The sequence below is a fragment of the Cellulomonas xylanilytica genome (assembly GCF_007989805.1).
Classification (GTDB): Bacteria; Actinomycetota; Actinomycetes; order Actinomycetales; family Cellulomonadaceae; genus Cellulomonas; species Cellulomonas xylanilytica.
On the sequence record NZ_BJUB01000011.1, the window covers coordinates 1 to 16,229 of the forward strand.

General features: G+C 71.4%; 11 protein-coding genes. 2 read left to right on the plus strand and 9 right to left on the minus strand.

The genetic code is table 11. The features are described from left to right. Nucleotides 1-93: 93 nt before the first annotated feature. The 4 genes from CXY01_RS16240 to CXY01_RS16255 form a co-directional block, all read right to left on the minus strand. Nucleotides 94-540, minus strand: coding sequence for an ATP-binding protein (locus CXY01_RS16240; RefSeq protein WP_146929219.1), 447 nt, complete (start codon nucleotides 538-540; stop codon nucleotides 94-96). Nucleotides 541-630: 90 nt separating this feature from the next. After that, nucleotides 631-2,811, minus strand: a complete 2,181-nt coding sequence (glgB, locus tag CXY01_RS16245; protein WP_146929222.1) for a 1,4-alpha-glucan branching protein GlgB — start codon at nucleotides 2,809-2,811, stop codon at nucleotides 631-633. Nucleotides 2,812-2,871: 60 nt separating this feature from the next. Further along, nucleotides 2,872-3,726, minus strand: a complete 855-nt coding sequence (locus CXY01_RS16250) for a LacI family DNA-binding transcriptional regulator (protein ID WP_146929225.1) — start codon at nucleotides 3,724-3,726, stop codon at nucleotides 2,872-2,874. A 31-nt stretch (nucleotides 3,727-3,757) separates the two neighbouring features. After that, nucleotides 3,758-6,274, minus strand: coding sequence for a glycoside hydrolase family 2 protein (locus tag CXY01_RS16255; RefSeq protein WP_146929228.1), 2,517 nt, complete (start codon nucleotides 6,272-6,274; stop codon nucleotides 3,758-3,760). Between the two features lie 195 nt (nucleotides 6,275-6,469). Between CXY01_RS16255 and CXY01_RS16260 the strand changes: the two genes are divergently transcribed. After that, nucleotides 6,470-8,608: an alpha-galactosidase gene (locus CXY01_RS16260; RefSeq protein WP_146929231.1), complete on the plus strand. Its 2,139-nt coding sequence runs from the start codon at nucleotides 6,470-6,472 to the stop codon at nucleotides 8,606-8,608. Between the two features lie 59 nt (nucleotides 8,609-8,667). Here the strand turns inward: CXY01_RS16260 and CXY01_RS16265 are convergent, their stop codons facing one another. The 3 genes from CXY01_RS16265 to CXY01_RS16275 are packed head-to-tail and all read right to left on the minus strand — an operon-like array spanning nucleotide 8,668 to nucleotide 11,793. Next, complete coding sequence (locus CXY01_RS16265; protein ID WP_146929234.1) at nucleotides 8,668-9,492, minus strand: carbohydrate ABC transporter permease; 825 nt, start codon at nucleotides 9,490-9,492, stop codon at nucleotides 8,668-8,670. After that, nucleotides 9,489-10,463 (minus strand): carbohydrate ABC transporter permease, encoded by a 975-nt coding sequence (locus CXY01_RS16270; protein WP_146929237.1) that lies wholly within the window; start codon nucleotides 10,461-10,463, stop codon nucleotides 9,489-9,491. The genes CXY01_RS16265 and CXY01_RS16270 overlap by 4 nt, the downstream gene beginning before the upstream one ends. Before the next feature lie 10 nt (nucleotides 10,464-10,473). Further along, on the minus strand, nucleotides 10,474-11,793 hold the full coding sequence (locus tag CXY01_RS16275; protein ID WP_146929240.1) for an ABC transporter substrate-binding protein: 1,320 nt from the start codon (nucleotides 11,791-11,793) through the stop codon (nucleotides 10,474-10,476). A 206-nt stretch (nucleotides 11,794-11,999) separates the two neighbouring features. Here CXY01_RS16275 and CXY01_RS16280 point away from each other — a divergent pair, with 206 nt between their 5' ends. Continuing rightward, a complete protein-coding gene (locus CXY01_RS16280) occupies nucleotides 12,000-13,238 on the plus strand; it encodes an ROK family transcriptional regulator (protein WP_146929243.1) in 1,239 nt (412 codons plus the stop codon). Here the strand turns inward: CXY01_RS16280 and CXY01_RS16285 are convergent. Beyond that, nucleotides 13,212-14,477 (minus strand): maltokinase N-terminal cap-like domain-containing protein, encoded by a 1,266-nt coding sequence (locus CXY01_RS16285; protein WP_146929246.1) that lies wholly within the window; start codon nucleotides 14,475-14,477, stop codon nucleotides 13,212-13,214. The two genes, CXY01_RS16280 and CXY01_RS16285, sit on opposite strands and share 27 nt — an antisense overlap. Continuing rightward, a complete protein-coding gene (gene treS / locus CXY01_RS16290) occupies nucleotides 14,474-16,150 on the minus strand; it encodes a maltose alpha-D-glucosyltransferase (RefSeq protein WP_146929687.1) in 1,677 nt (558 codons plus the stop codon). Before treS ends, CXY01_RS16285 begins: the two co-directional genes overlap by 4 nt. Between the last annotated feature and the right edge of the window lie 79 nt (nucleotides 16,151-16,229).

The window sequence follows — 16,229 nt, forward strand, 5'->3', positions numbered from 1 at the left end:
TTAGGGGGTGGCTCTTTCTGTTTTCTGGACTGCTTCTCAGGTCTCGGAAGGCATGTGCCGCAACGCCTGAAACGATTGGTTCGTGCCTGCGTGTCAGTGTTCCGTGAGCATGGCCCCGACGATGTCGGCCAGCTCGCCGACGGGTTGCCGACCGTCCAGGACCAGCGTCGCGCCCTGCCGGAGGAGTGGTTCCACCGTCCGTACGTACTCTCTGATCTCCGCGCGATCCGCCGGCGTTCTGCCGTAGGGGTTGGTGGTTCTGGTCGCGACGCGCGCGAGCAGCACGTCCAGGGGCGCAGTCAGCAGGACGACGTGCTCGAACCTGTCGTAGAACAGCCCCTGGTTCTCGACCGTCCCGGAGACCACGACGTCGTGCTCCGTGGCGAGCAGGCCGGCCATGCGGGGCTCATCCCACTGGCCGGGCGAGCTCTCCCACCCGTCGAGGTCGGTGTCGACGGTGTGGTGGCCGCGGTGGCGCAGCGCCTCGAGCAGCGTCGACTTCCCTGCTCCGGACATGCCCGTGACCAGCACTCTCGCCATGGCGTCGACCGTAGCGCTCGCACACGGAACAGGAGGGGAGCCGGTGTGGCTTCTCCTGTTCGCGGCCGTGCGGGACACGTCAGGCCAGTGTCAGCCGGCCTCGAAGACGACGACCCCCAGCGGGGGGACACGGATCGAGGCGGAGTACGGGCGGCCGTAGTGCGGCTCGGGCAGTGCCTCGATCTCACCGAGGTTGCCGACGCCGGAGCCGCCGTACGCCTCGGCGTCGGAGTTGAAGATCTCGCGCCACCGGCCGCCGCGCGGCAACGCCAGACGGTAGCCCTCGTGCGGGATGCCGGCGAAGTTGATGACCACGGCGACGGGAGGGGCGTCGTACCCCTTGCGCAGGAAGGCGAGGGTGTTGCGGAACGCGTCGTCGGAGTCGATCCACTCGAACCCGTCAGGGGAGTGGTCGAGCTGCCAGAGAGCGGGCGTGTCCCGGTAGACGCGGTTGAGGTCCGCCACCGAGCGCATGACGCCCTGGTGGGCGGGGTCGTCGAGGGCGTGCCAGTCGAGGGAGCGCGACTCGGCCCACTCGGTCTGCTGCGCGAACTCGCTGCCCATGAAGAGCAGCTGCTTGCCGGGGTGGGTCCACTGGTAGCCGAGCAGGAGGCGGACGCCGGCGAGCTTCTGCCAGTGGTCGCCGGGCATGCGCTCGTAGAGGGACCCCTTGCCGTGCACGACCTCGTCGTGGCTGATGGGCAGCACGAACCGCTCGGAGTAGGCGTAGACCATCGAGAAGGTGATCTCGTTGTGGTGGTAGCGCCGGTGGACCGGTTGCTCGGCCAGGTAGCGCAGGGTGTCGTTCATCCAGCCCATGTTCCACTTCAGGCCGAACCCGAGACCGTTGGCGTCGGTGGGGGCGGTCACGCCGGGCCACGCGGTGGACTCCTCGGCGATCATCATGATGCCGGGGGTGCGCCGGTAGGCCGTGGCGTTGGCCTCCTGCAGGAACGAGATGGCGTCCAGGTTCTCGCGGCCGCCGTACTGGTTGGGTCGCCACTGGCCGGGCTTGCGCGAGTAGTCGAGGTAGAGCATCGAGGCGACGGCGTCGACCCGCAGGCCGTCGACGTGGAACTCCTCGAGCCAGTAGGTGGCGTTGGCGACGAGGAAGTTGCGGACCTCGGAGCGGCCGAAGTTGAAGACGTACGTGCCCCAGTCCGGATGCTCGCCGAGCAGCGGGTCGGGGTGCTCGTAGAGCGGGGTGCCGTCGAACTGCGCGAGGGACCACTCGTCCTTGGGGAAGTGGGCGGGGACCCAGTCGACGATGACGCCGACCCCGGCCTTGTGGAGCGTGTCGACGAGGTAGCGGAAGTCGTCCGGGTGCCCGAACCGGGAGGTCGGGGCGAAGTACGACGACACCTGGTAGCCCCACGAGCCACCGAACGGGTGCTCGGCGACGGGCAGCAGCTCCACGTGGGTGAAGCCGAGCGAGACGACGTGCTCGGTCAGCTGGTGGGCGAGGTCCCGGTAGGACAGCCCCGCCCGCCAGGAGCCGAGGTGGACCTCGTACACGCTCATGGGAGCGGTGTGCGGGTCACGCGCAGCGCGGGCGGCGAGCCAGGCGTCGTCGGTCCAGCGGTAGCGCGACTCCACGACCACGGAGGCCGTCGCGGGCGGCACCTCGGTGCCCTGCGCCAGCGGGTCGGCCTTCTGCCGCCACGAGCCGTCGCTGCCGAGGACCTCGAACTTGTAGCGGGCGCCGGCGCCGACCTCGGGGGCGAAGACCTCCCAGACGCCGCTGTCCCCGAGGGAACGCATGGCGTGGGACGCGCCCTGCCAGTAGTTGAAGTCACCGACGACGCGCACGGCGCGGGCGTTCGGGGCCCAGACGGCGAACGACGTGCCGCTGACCTCGCCCAGCTCGCCGGGGTAGGTGCGGACGTTGGCGCCGAGGACGGTCCAGAGCTGCTCGTGCCGGCCCTCGCGCACCAGGTGGCGGTCCAGCTCTTGGACGGTCGGCAGGAAGCGGTACGGGTCGTCGACGGTGGTGGTGTGCCCGTCGTACGTCACCTCGATGCGGTAGTCGGGGACGTCGTCGCCGGGCAGGACCGCGACCCAGATGCCGTCCTGCTCGTGGCGTGCCGCGACCCGGGACGACGACGTGACGACGACCACCGACTCGGCGAGGGGTCGCAGGGTGCGGACGGTGACGCCACCACCCCCGACGTGCGGGCCGAGGACGTCGTGCGGCGCGTAGTACGCGCCGTGCGCGACGGTTCGCAGGGTGTCGTGGTCGACGGGAACCGGAGAGGGGGCGGCCGGGCTCATGTCCCTACCCAACCACCCGTGGAGGTTCCGCGCAGGACGGTCCTCGGGGTGACCTGCGCCTCAGCCGTCGGCGGTCGGTGCGGTGGTCGTGGTGCCGCGCGCGACGAGCCGGGGCAGCGGCGCGGTGTAGGAGCGGACGGTCCCGGAGGCGAGGAGATTGAGCACGCAGTCGGCGACCTGCACGCCCATGGCGTGCACGTCGAGGCTCATGGCCGACAGGGCGGGGTGGGACAGCCGGCACAGCGCGGAGTCGTCCCAGGCCAGGAGCGACAGACGCTCGGGCACGGCGACGTCCATCTCGTGGGCCACACCGAGCCCGGCGACGGCCATGACGTCGTTGTCGTAGATGATCGCCGACGGGGGACTGCCGCGGCCGAGCAGCGCCCGGGTGGCACGGGTGCCGGACTCCTCGCCGTAGTCACCCTCGACGACCGCGCCGTGGGCACCGAGACGGGCGCACTCACCCATGAACGCGTCCGTCCGCGCCTGGGTGTGCGCGAGGTGGCGCGGGCCGCTGACGCGGGCCAGGCGGCGGTGGCCCAGACCGACCAGGTGGGTCACCGCGGTGCGCATGGCCTGGGCGTTGTCGATCCACACGTTGGCGAACGGCAGGTTCGGGCTCGGGCCGCCGACGATCACCGTCGGGATGCCGAGCTCGCCGAGCACCTCGAGCCGGGCGTCCTCGAGCGCGATGTTGACCACCACGACCGCGTCGACGAGCTTGCCCTCGCCCCAGCGGCGGTACGTGCGGATCTCCGCGTCGTGGTCGGGGACGACGTGCAGCAGCAGGGACCGTCCCTCGGCGGCGAGGGACTCCTCGATGCCGCCGATGAGCTCCATGAAGAACGGCTCGAAGCCGAGCATGCGGGCGGGTCGAGCAAGGACGAGTCCCACCGCGTCGAGCCCATGTGCCATGGTCGCGAGCGTACCTGCGGTGGGACCGGGATCAGGCCGTCGACTGGGTGAGGTCACGTGCGCCGAGCCGGGGGAGCACCACGTCGTTGGCGGAGCGCAGCACGGGGGCGCGGGTCAGGGCGGCGGGGTCGAACGTGCCGCGGGTGCGCACGTGGAAGGCGGCGCTGGAGCCCGCCGGGAGGTCGACGAGCGCGGTGTCGACGACCGCGTCGGGGTCGAGCCGGTCGACGAGGAGCGTGACGTCGCGGACGAGGGAGGTGGCGCGGACGTCCACGCGGTAGCCGTCCTGCACGGGGGAGACCGTGGCGTGTAGGGCGTCCGGGTCGAGCGCCAGGTCGACGTCCTCGACCCAGGTGTGGACGGTCTGCAGCGCGCCGAGCCGCACGACGAGCACCTCGCGGGTCGGGTCCGACGGCGTCGCGATCGTGGCCGGCAGGGCGAACGTGCCGACGGACCAGGCGCCGACGGCGAGCGCGAGGTCCTCCTCGGCGAGGACGGTCCCGTCGAGCCGCTGACGGGAGAGGCGGACGACGCCCTGCCAGATGACCGGGGTCTCGTTGACCACCGCGAGCACCTCGCGGCCCTCCCGCGGCTGGACGGTGAGCAGGCGGGACGCGTACGCGGACCGCAGCGCGTACCAGAGCGGCTTGGGGCGCTCGTCGCCGTCGATCGCGGCCCATGAGGTGACGGGCCAGCAGTCGTTGAGCTGCCAGACGATGGCGCCGGCGGTGCGCGGCCACCAGGACCGGTAGTGCTCGATGGCGAACCGGACGGCGCGCGCCTGGTTCAGCTGGGCCGCCCAGTGCCAGTCGGCGAAGTCCTCGGGGACGCCGAGGTGGGGCTCCATGCCGCGGTCGAGCTTGCCGTTGCCGTCCTCGGCCTTCTGGTGCAGCAGGAAGGTCGGGTCGTCCTTGGTCAGCGGACCGCCGTCGGCCGCGTGGACCGCGCGGGTCAGGGTGGCCCACGTCGGCGGACCCTGGAACCCGAACTCCGAGCAGAACCGGGGGACGTCGTCGCCGTAGACGCGGTAGTCGACGCGGTTCCAAACCTCCCACTGGTGGAACGTGCCGTGGTCGGGGTCGTTGGGGTGGACCTCGGTGAGCGCGGCACCGGGGGAGTACGGGCTGCCATCGGAGTACGGGCGGGTGGGGTCCAGCTCCGCGACGACGCCCTTCAGCAGCTCGGTGGCGTAGCGGAAGCCCCAGGTCCGCCCCTGCAGCTCCTCCTGCCAGCCCCAGTCCATGAAGCCCCAGAGGTTCTCGTTGCCACCGTTCCAGAGCACGAGGGAGGGGTGCGGGGTCAGGCGGGCGACGTGCTCGCGGGCCTCCGCCTCGAGCTCGTCCCAGAGCGGCTGCTCCTCCGGGTACGCCGCGCAGGCCAGCAGGAAGTCCTGCCACACCAGCAGGCCGCGCTCGTCGCACAGGTCGTAGAAGTCCTCGGACTCGTAGATGCCGCCGCCCCAGATGCGCACGAGGTTGAGGTTGGCGTCCACCGCCTGGTCCAGCCGGTGTGCCAGGCGCTCGCGGGTGATGCGGGTGAGGAGGTGGTCGTCGGGGATCCAGTTGGCGCCCTTGACGAAGATCGGGCGGCCGTTGACCCGGAACGTGAAGGCGGTCCCGTGGTCGTCGGCCCCGGTGTCCAGCTCGACCGTGCGGAAACCGATCCGGCGGGACCACGTGTCGAGCGGCTCCTCGGGGTCGGGCCCGAGCAGGGCGACCGTGAGCTCCGAGAGCGGCTGCGCGCCGTGGCCGACGGGCCACCACAGCGGGGCGTGCGGGACCTCGAGGACGAGGACGGCCGAGCTCGCGTCGCCGGGCACCGTCACGGTGGCGTCGACCCCGGCGACCCGCGCGTGCACGGTGAGCGGGGCGTCGCCGCCCGCCAGTCCGGAGCGCTCGATCGTCGTGTGCACCTCGACGCGGCCGGTCCCGTCGGGGTCGACGGTGACGAGCGGCCGGACGCCGGCGAGGCGGGCGACCGTCCAGCGCTCGACGGTCACCGGCCGCCACAGGCCTGCGGTCTGCAGGTCCGGTCCCCAGTCCCAGCCGAACGAGCAGGCCATCTTGCGGACCATGTTGAACGGCTGCTCGTACGCCAGCGGCCGCGGTCCGAGCCGCACGGCCTCGGCCTCGGCGTGGACGAGGGCGGACTGCAGCAGGACGCGCAGGCGCTGCGTGGTCGGCCGGAGCAGGTCGCGCACGTCGAAGCGGTAGGACCGGTGCTGGTTGGCCGTCCGGCCGAGCTCGTGGCCGTCGAACGTGATCGTCGCGACGGTGTCGATGCCGCCGAAGACGAGGTCGACGCGCTCGTCGGGAGCGGCCGGCGCGAGGTCGAGGTCGCTCTCGTACGCCCAGTCGACGCGCTTCATCCACGCCAGGTGCTCCTCGTTGCGGTCGAGGTACGGGTCGGGGATGAGGCCCGCCTCGAGCAGCGCCGTGTGGCTGGTGCCCGGGACGCGGGCGCGGACGCGGCGCACGTCGAGGTCGGTCGGGACGGGGCCGGCGACGGCGGTCAGCGTCCAGCCGTCGTACAGGTCCTGGGTGTTCATCGTCGAGCTCCTGGGTCCGGGGGTCCGGCGTGCGTGCGCCGCATCCTCGCGACGTACATCGTCGGCTCCCGGGGAGGGGCCGATCATCTGGCAAGTACCCTGGAGCCATTGTTAGACAACTGAATAAAGTAAGTCAATGTCGCAGCGCCGTAGCGTTGTACCGATCCACCCCGACCGACCAGGAGATGCCCTCCCGTGACCACCGCTGCTCCCTCGCCCGACGTCCTGCACCTGCGCGCCGAGGGGGTCAGCCTCGTCGTGGACCTCAGCGGTGGGACCCTGCCCCGGATCCTGCACTGGGGCCGTGACCTCGGCGACCTGGACGCGGCCGGCCTCGATGCCGCCCGCCTCGGCTGGCAGGGCGTCCCGCACGGGTACCCGGTCGACGGCCCGGTCGAGGTGGCGGTCCTGCCGCAGGAGTCCGCCGGGTTCCTCGGCACGCCAGGGCTCGTCGGCAGCCGCGCCGGGCAGGACTTCTCGACGGCGTTCGCCGTCCGCTCCCACGAGGTCCTCACCACCGACGACGGGACGCAGCGCCTGACGGTCGACGCGGCGGACGACGCCGCACGGCTCGGGCTGCTGCTGGAGCTGGAGCTGACGCCCCAGGGGCTCGTCCGGCAGCGAGCGACCCTGACGAACGACTCCGAGGACGTCTACAGCCTCGACGCCCTGCTCCTCACGCTGCCCGTCCCCGCCGTCGCGACCGAGCTGCTCGACTTCACCGGCCGGTGGGCGCGGGAGCGCAGCCCCCAGCGCACGGCCTTCACCCACGGCACGCGGCTGCGGGAGAACCGGCGCGGCCGGACCGGCTACGACGCCGCGTTTGTGCTCGTCGCCGGGACCGCCGGCTTCGCCAACCGCACGGGCGAGGTCTGGGGGCTGCACACCGCCTGGTCCGGCAACCACCGCTCGCTCGCCGAGCGCAGCCACTACCACCCCGGGCTGCTCGGCGGCGGCGAGCTGCTGGGGTCGGGGGAGGTGCGGCTGGGCCGTGGCGAGTCGTACGCCAGCCCCTGGGTCTACGGGTCGTGGGGGCTCGGGCTCGACGCGCTCTCCGGCCGGTTCCACGCCTGGATGCGGGCGCGGCCGCAGCACCCGCGCACGCCCCGCCCCGTCACGCTGAACACCTGGGAGGCCGTGTACTTCCAGCACGACCTCGGCAGGCTCACCGCGCTCGCGGACGCCGCCGCCGCGGTCGGTGCCGAGCGGTTCGTGCTCGACGACGGGTGGTTCGGGGACCGTCGCGACGACACCCGGGCGCTCGGCGACTGGTACGTGTCCGCGGACGTGTGGCCGCAGGGGCTGCACCCGCTGGTCGAGCACGTCACCGGCCTGGGGCTGCAGTTCGGCCTCTGGGTGGAGCCCGAGATGGTCAACCCCGACTCCGACGTCGCTCGCGCGCACCCGGACTGGACGCTCCGGGTGCCGTCACGGCTGCCGCGGGAGGCCCGCCACCAGCAGGTGCTGGACCTCGCCGTCCCCGAGGCGTACGCGTACATCCTCGAGCGCCTCGACGCCCTGCTCACCGAGTACCCGATCGGGTACCTCAAGTGGGACCACAACCGCGACCTGGTCGACGCCGGGCACGGGGGAGCCCCCGGCGTGCACGGGCAGACGCTCGCCGTCTACCGGCTGCTCGACGAGCTGCGCGCGCTGCACCCCGGCGTCGAGATCGAGTCCTGCTCGTCGGGCGGCGCCCGCGTCGACCTGGAGATCCTGCAGCGCACCGACCGCGTGTGGGCCAGCGACTGCATCGACGCGTTCGAGCGCCAGCAGATCCAGCGGTGGACCAACCTGCTGATCCCGCTCGAGCTGATCGGTGCGCACGTCGGCTCCGGCACGGCGCACAGCACCGGTCGCCGGCACGACCTGTCGTTCCGGGCGGCGACCGCGCTGTTCGGGCACCTCGGCGTCGAGTGGGACCTCCAGGAGGCCGACGAGGCGCAGCTCACCGACCTGGCCGCCTGGATCGCGCTGTACAAGGACCTGCGGCCGCTGCTGCACAGCGGGACCGCCGTGCACGCCGACGTGGTCGACCCCGTCCTGGCGGTGCACGGCGTGGTCGCGCAGGACCGCGGCGACGCGCTGTACGCCGTCGCGATGACGGGACGCTCGACGAGCACGTCGCTCCCACGCCTGACGCTGCCCGGCCTCGACCCGGACGCGCTCTACGACGTGCGCCCCCAGGCTCCCGGCGACGTCGTGGACCACGCACCGGCGTGGTGGACCGGCGAGGGCGTGCGGCTGCCCGGCCGGCTGCTGTCCGGTGCGGGGCTCGAGACGCCCCTGCAGCTGCCCGAGCGGATCGCGCTGGTGCGGGCGACGCGGGTGTGAACGACGGGAGGGGGCAGCCGGCGCGGCTGCCCCCTCCCGTGCGCTCGCCTCGGCGCCGGCTACTTGGTCGCGCCCGACGTGAACCCGTTGTAGATGTACCGCTGCAGGAACAGGAACAGCACCAGGATCGGGATGATCGTGATGACCACGCCGGCCGAGATGATCTCCCACTGCGAGCCGTACGGGCCCTTGAAGTCGAACAGCGTGGTCGAGATCGGCCGCAGCTCCTTGGAGGGCAGGTAGAGGAACGGCAGGTAGAACTCGTTGTAGATCGCGATGCCCTTGATGATGACGACGGTCGCGATCGCCGGCTTGAGGTTGGGCAGGATGATCTGGAAGAAGATCCGCAGGTGCCCGGCTCCCTCGATCTTCGCCGCCTCGTCGAGCGACTTGGGGATCGCCCGGATGAACTGCAGGAAGATGTAGATCGAGATGATGTCCGTGCCCATGAAGATCAGGATCAGCGCGAACCGGGAGTCGTAGAGGCCCAGGCCGTTGATGATCTGGAACGTCGCGACCTGCGTGGTGACACCCGGGACCAGCGTCGCCAGGAGGAACAGGGCCAGCACCGTGGTGCGTCCGGCGAAGCGGAAGCGGTCGAGGGCGTACGCCGTGGCGGCGCCGATGAGGATCGTGCCGACGATCGCCATGGCGAAGATGAAGACGGTGTTGCCGAACGCGGCGAGCATGTTGCCGCGCGTGAACGCGGTGACGTAGTTCTCGATGTTGCCCCAGTCGGCGGGCAGCGTCATCGGGCCGGTCGAGAGGAACTCCTGGCTCGTCTTGAAGGACCCGAACAGGATGAGGCCCAGGGGCAGCAGCATCACGATCGAGGCGACGACCAGCGAGACGTACTTCGCCGTGGTGGTAGCGGTACGGATCATGTGAGGTCCACCTCCTCCTCGGGGATCAGCTTGCGCTGGATCCAGGTCACGAGCAGCACGATGAGCAGGAGCACCACCGCCATCGCCGACGCCAGGCCGACGAGGTTGCGGTTGAACGCCATCCAGACCGTGCGGATGACGAAGGTCTCCGTGCCGTTGGCGCCGCCCGTCATGACGAACGGGACCTCGAACACCGACAGCGCCCCGGAGATCGCCAGGATGAGCGACAGGCCGATGATGGGCCGGATCGACGGCAGGATGATGTACCGGAACTGGTGCCACCGGTTGGCGCCGTCGAGGTCGGACGCCTCGTAGATCTCGGGGTTGATCGACTGGATGGCGCCGAGGAACATCACGAAGTTCAGGCCCATGTAGCGCCAGACCGACACCCCGGCGAGCGAGAAGTTCGCGATGTCGGGATCCCCGGTCCACTGCTGGATCAGGCTCTCGAGCCCGGCCGCCATGAGGATCGTGTCGATGCCGCCGCCGGGCTTGAGGAAGTTGAGGAAGATCAGCCCGATCGCGACCCCGTTGATCAGGTAGGGGAAGAACAGGATGCCCTTCCACATGTTCCTGAACCGGGTGCGGAACGACAGGATCGTCGCGAAGTACAGCGCGATCGCCATCTGCAGGAACGACGCGGCGAAGTAGTAGAGCGAGACGTAGAAGACGCGGACGTTGTCCGGGTCCGTGAACACCTCGACGTAGTTGTCGAGGCCCACGACGTTCTTGGTCTTGTCCAGCCCGTCCCAGTCCGTCGCGGAGTACCAGAACATGTTGAGGACGGGGACGAACGTGAGGAGCAGCAGGAGCCCGACGGGGATCAGCAGGAAGTAGTAGGGCGTCAGCCGGCGGTACCACGCGGTGCCGCGACCCGCACCGCCCCGGGGCTGCCGGGGGGTGCGGGCCGCGTCGGACTGCTGCGCGGCCGCCGTCGTCGGGTCACTCAGACCCGAGGGAGCGGTCGTCATGGGAGGTGCCTCAGCCGGCCGAGGCCCGGCCCTCGGCCCACTGGGCGTTCAGGTCGTCGAAGATCTGCTGCTTGGTCCGTGCGCCGGAGCGGGCGTCGTCGATGCTCTTCTGGCGGAACTTCGGGTCCGTCGTGACGATGCCGGACGCGGTGTCGATGTCCGCGAACAGCGACTCCTTGCCCTCGGGCGCCGGGTTCAGGGTGATGAGCTCGACCTCCTGGACGAAGCTGTCCAGGGCTGCGGGGACCGGGCCGTCGATGATGGGGGACAGGCCGGCCTGCGACTCGGAGAAGCCCGACTCGTGGTTGAACCAGTCGATCCACGCACGCGCGGTCGCCTTGTTGTCGGAGTTCACGTTGATGCCGAGGTTGTAGTCGCCGCCGGCGACGGAGTGGAACTTGCCGTCGACCTTGACCGGGGTCGGTGCGTACGCGATGTCCTCACCGCTCGCGCCGGCAGCCTCCGCCGCCGCCGCCATCTGCGGGATGGCCCACGAGCCGAGGACCATGGTGGCGACCTCACCGGTGCCGAGGAGACGCTTGGACTCCTCCCAGTTGGTGGTCGTCGGGTCGGCCTCGGTCAGGCCCTGCGCGACGGCGTCGTAGATCAGGCCGTCGACCACGCCGTAGTCGCTGTCCTCGGTCCACGGGGTGTCGGACTCGACGATCTTGTTCTTCCAGTCGGGGTCGGCGCTGACCGCGCCGAGCCAGCCGTCCCACTGCGACAGGGGCCAGCCGTCCTTGTAGTTGGTGTACAGCGGCGCGACCTCGACGCCGTTGTCCTTGATGGCCTGGAGCGCCTCGAGGAACGCCTCGGGGGTGTCGGGGAACTCCGTGATCCCGGCCTCCTCCCACACGCGCTTGTTGTAGACGAAGCCCTGGACGTTGCCGACCACGGGGATGCCGTACGACTGGCCCTCGAAGGACTTGTCGTTGATCCACTGGTACTCGGCGCCGATCTCCTCCTGCGAGCCGAGCGGCTCGAAGAAGTCGCCGTACTGGTCCGGGGTCACCGAGCCGGGGATGGCGAGCACGTCGCCGTAGTTGTCGGTGTTCATGCGCGTCTTCACCTCACCCTCGTAGTCGGTGAGGCCCTCGACCTTGACGTCGGTCACGTCGGGGTACTTGGCCTTGAACGTCTCGACGTACTCGTCGAACGTGCCGTCCTCCACCAGGTCCGTGCGCCACGTCAGGACGGTGATCTCGCCCGAGGGCTCGCCGTCGTCGTTGGCCTCGGCGCTCCCGCCACCCGACGAGCAGGCCGTGAGGGCGAGGAGCGAGCCGGCGGCCGCGAACGCCATGAGCCGGGTGCGTCGCTTCTGAGGGAACATCGTTGATCCTCTCTTCGGGCCGGCACCTCCGCGTGCCGACCTGGGTCTGATGAGGCACGGCGGCTCGGGGGTCGAGTGCACTGTGCTCCGCGTGGCATTCTTAGGCAAGTGAACAAAGTTAGTCAACGGGCGTGTCCTACAAGACGGGGGCCGTACCCAGATCGTTATGGTGTGCGACGAGGGGGACACCCCACGGAGGAGGACTGGTGAGCGGCTCCCAGCCGGGTCTCGGCGCCGCGCACGCGAGCAGCCGGTCGGCGATCCTGGATCTGATCCGGGCTGCCGGCACGATCAGCCGTGTCGAGCTGACGCGTGCGACGGGCCTGACGGCGGCCACCATCTCGACGGTGGTGCGCCGGCTCATCGACGACGGGCTCGTCCTCGAGGTCGGTCGCGCCGAGTCCACCGGCGGCAAGCCCCGGATGCTCCTGCAGCTGGACCCGTCGGCGCGCTACGCCATCGGCGTCCACCTCGACCACGCCGGCATCACGTACGTCATCGCCAACCTCGGCGGTGCGATCGTCGCGCGCTGGCGCCGACCGGGCGCCGGGTCCGACGACCCCGCCACCGTCGTCGCGCGCATCGCCGCGGAGATCCGCACGACCATCACGCGCGTCGGCGTCGACCCCGCACGGATCCTCGGGCTGGGCGTCGTCTCGCCGGGGCCGATCTCCTCGTCCACGGGCATGACCCTCACCCCGCCCGTCATGCAGCGGTGGGCCGAGTTCCCGCTCGGCGCGGCCCTCGAGGACGCCGTCGGGCTCTCGGTGCTCCTCGACAACGACGCGACGGCCGCCGCCATCGGCGAGTACTGGTCCGGCGGGATCGCCACCGGCTCCGCGTTCGCCGCGCTCTACATGGGCACCGGCATCGGCGCCGGGATCATCGTCGACGGCACCGTCTACCGCGGCTCCAGCTCGAACGCGGGGGAGATCGGGCACATCTGCGTCGACCTCGACGGTCCCGTCTGCTGGTGCGGCAACCTCGGCTGCGTCGAGGTGCTCGCCGGGCCCGCGGCGGTCGTCGCCGCCGCCCGTGACGCGGGCCTGGAGCTGGCCGGCCGCAACGTCGCGGAGAACTTCGGCGCGCTCGCCCGCGCCGCCAGCCGCGGCGAGGCCCTGCCCCTGCAGCTGCTCGAGCGGTCGTCGCGGTACCTCGGCGTCGCGGCGCAGACCTTGGCCAACGTGCTGGACCTCGAGCTCGTGATCCTCACCGGGCCGGCGTTCGCGCTCGCGGGCTCGCTGTACCTGCCGGAGATCGAGCGCCGGCTCGGGCAGTCGTTCTTCGCACGCGGCAGCCACCCGGTGCGCGTGACGATCTCCTCGAACGCGCCCGAGGCCGCCGCGGTCGGCGCGGCGGCGCTGGTGCTGCAGAGCGAGCTTGCGCCCCGCCAGGCGGGCGTGCGGATGCCGCTGGAGCTACCGCTCGAGGTCACCGCCGGTTAGCCGCTCCAGCCCGGCGACCGGGATCGGCAGCCAGGTCGGGCGGTTGCGGGACTCGTACACGGCCTCGTAGAGCGTCTTGTCCAGCTCGAGCGCGCGCAGCAGCGTCTGGTCCCCGCCGCCGTAGCCGGCCAGGAGCCCGGCGCGGGCGTCCGACGTCCAGTCCGCGGCCTGCGCCCCCGTGAGCCCGCCGACCGCCCCGGCGTAGTCCACCGACCGCAGCAGCCCCGCCAGGTCGCGCAGCGCGAGGTCGGGACGCGTGCGCTGCTCCAGGGGTGCCAGGGGCTCACCCTCGAAGTCCATGATGAACCAGGCGCCGTGCGACCGGAGCACCTGACCCAGGTGCAGGTCGCCGTGCACCCGCTGCCGCGCAGGAGCCGCCGGAAGGGCGCGGACCTCGCCGACGACCTGCGCGACCCCGTCCGTGAACCGCGACAACGACGGGACGGCGGACAGAGCCCACGAGAAGCGTGCGGCCACGGCGCGCGCGACCCCCTCGGGTCCGTGCTCCGACGCGTCGGTGCCGTAGGCGGTCACGAGCGCGGCGTGCATCGACGCCGTGACCGCACCCAGGTCGGTGGCCGGCGCGCGGAACGACTCGCCCCGCGCCGCGTACGCGCAGGCCAGCTCGAACCCGTCCTCGGCCGCGTCGACGAACGCGGCCAGCACCCCGAGGTAGCCCGTGACCAGCTCCCCGTCGGGACCCGGCCAGCGCCCCTGCAGCCAGGCCAGCGGCGCCGGGACGTGCTGCCAGCCCACGGCGACCAGGTGGCGCGGGACGTCCACGTCGGGGTTCTCGCCCGCCGCGACGGCGCGCAGCACCTTGAGGATGCCCGGCCGGGATCCCGGCAGGATCACGGAGGTGTTGGACTGCTCGCCGGAGACCACCCGGGCGGACCACACGTCCACGTCGGCACCGGGGCCGTCCGCGACCGCGAGCCATGCCCGCAGGAACTCTGGGTGCCCCGCTCCGTCCAGGACGGCGCGGTCGTCGAGGACGCCGATCGCGTCGTCGTGCGCACCGTCCGTCAGGACGAGCGGCACCTGCAGGACGGCGTCGATCGACCCCGCGCGGGCCCGCACCAGCAGCACGGTCACGTCCGGTGCGAGCCGGAACGACGCCACGGCCGACAGCTCCGCCACCTGTCCCTTCGCCGGGAACCAGCGGCGGGTCGGCAGCCAGTCGCGCAGCACGTCGAGCAGACGTGCGTCGTCGGGGGACGGGCGGGCGGTCAGGGTCACGGCGCGGTCAGCTCCAGCCAGTAGAAGTCGCGCGACCCGAGCGTGAACGACGCGGTGCCGTCGGCGCGCACCGGGACGAACGGGGCACCGCCGAACACGTCGTGCACCGACCAGCCGGCGTGGTCCGGCAGCGTGACCGTGGCCGCACGCGCGGTGGAGGCCATGTTGGCCACGACGAGGATCGTCTCGTCGGCGGTGCGCCGGACGAACGCGAGGACCGACTCGTTGTCGCAGGGCAGGATGTCGAACGTGCCGGCGCCCAGGGCGGGGTGCTGCCGGCGGACGGTCAGCATGCCGCGCACCCAGTGCAGCAGCGACGTCGGCTGCGCGAGCTGCGCCTCGACGTTCGTGTGGCTGAAGTGGTGCACCAGCGACTGCACGAGCGGCAGGTACAGCTTGCCGGGGTCGGCGGTGGAGAATCCGGCGTTGCGGTCCGGGGTCCACTGCATCGGCGTGCGCACGGCGTCCCGGTCGGGCAGCCAGATGTTGTCGCCCATGCCGATCTCGTCGCCGTAGTACAGGCACGGGCTGCCGGGCAGCGACAGCAGGAGCGCGTGCGCGAGCTCGATCTCCTTGCGGGAGTTGTCCAGCAGCGGCGCGAGGCGGCGCCGGATCCCGACGTTCGCACGCATGCGGGAGTCCGGCGCGTACCAGCCGTACATCGACGCGCGCTCCTCGGTGGAGACCATCTCGAGCGTGAGCTCGTCGTGGTTGCGCAGGAACGTGCTCCAGTGGGCGCCGTTGTCCGGGATGGGCGGGGTGTCGGCCAGGATGTCGACGATGCTCGTCGCCTTCTGGTCCCGGATGGAGTAGTAGATCCGCGGCATCACGGGGAAGTGGAAGCACATGTGGCACTCCGGCTCCTCCTCGGTGCCGAAGTAGTGCACGACGTCCTCGGGCCACTGGTTGGCCTCGGCCAGCATGATCCGGCCCGGGAACTCCTCGTCGATCATCGCGCGGACCTTGCGCAGGAACGCGTGCGTCTCGGGGAGGTTCTCGCAGTTGGTGCCCTCGGCCTCGAACAGGTACGGCACCGCGTCCAGCCGGAACCCGTCGACGCCGATGCCCAGCCAGAACCGGCCGACGTCCATCATCGCCTCGACGACGCGCGGGTTCTCGAAGTTCAGGTCCGGCTGGTGGCCGAAGAACCGGTGCCAGAAGTACTGGCGCCGCACGGGGTCGAACGTCCAGTTGGACGTCTCCGTGTCGACGAAGATGATCCGCGCGTCCTGGTAGCGGGTGTTGTCGTCGCTCCACACGTAGAAGTCGCCGTACGGGCCCTCGGGGTCGGAGCGCGACGCCTGGAACCACGGGTGCTGGTCGCTGGTGTGGTTCATCACCAGGTCGACGACGATGCGCATCCCGCGCGCGTGCACCTGCTCGATGAGCTCGGTGAAGTCCGCCATGGTGCCGTACTGCCCGGCGATCGCGGTGTAGTCGGCGACGTCGTAGCCGCCGTCGCGCAGGGGGCTCGGGTAGAACGGCGGCAGCCACAGGCAGTCGATGCCGAGCCACTGCAGGTAGTCGAGCCGGTTGATCAGACCGCGCAGGTCGCCGCTGCCCTGGCCCGAGGAGTCGGAGAACGTGCGCAGCATGACCTCGTAGAAGACCGCGGTGCGGTACCACTCACGGTCGTCGGCCGGGCTGCCGGGCTTCTCGACGGGGTGCGGCATGGCGGGCTGGCGGTGACCGGGGAGCACGATCTGCGCGGTCGTCGGCGCGGGCTCGCGGGCGTGCCGGCCGGTGGTGGGC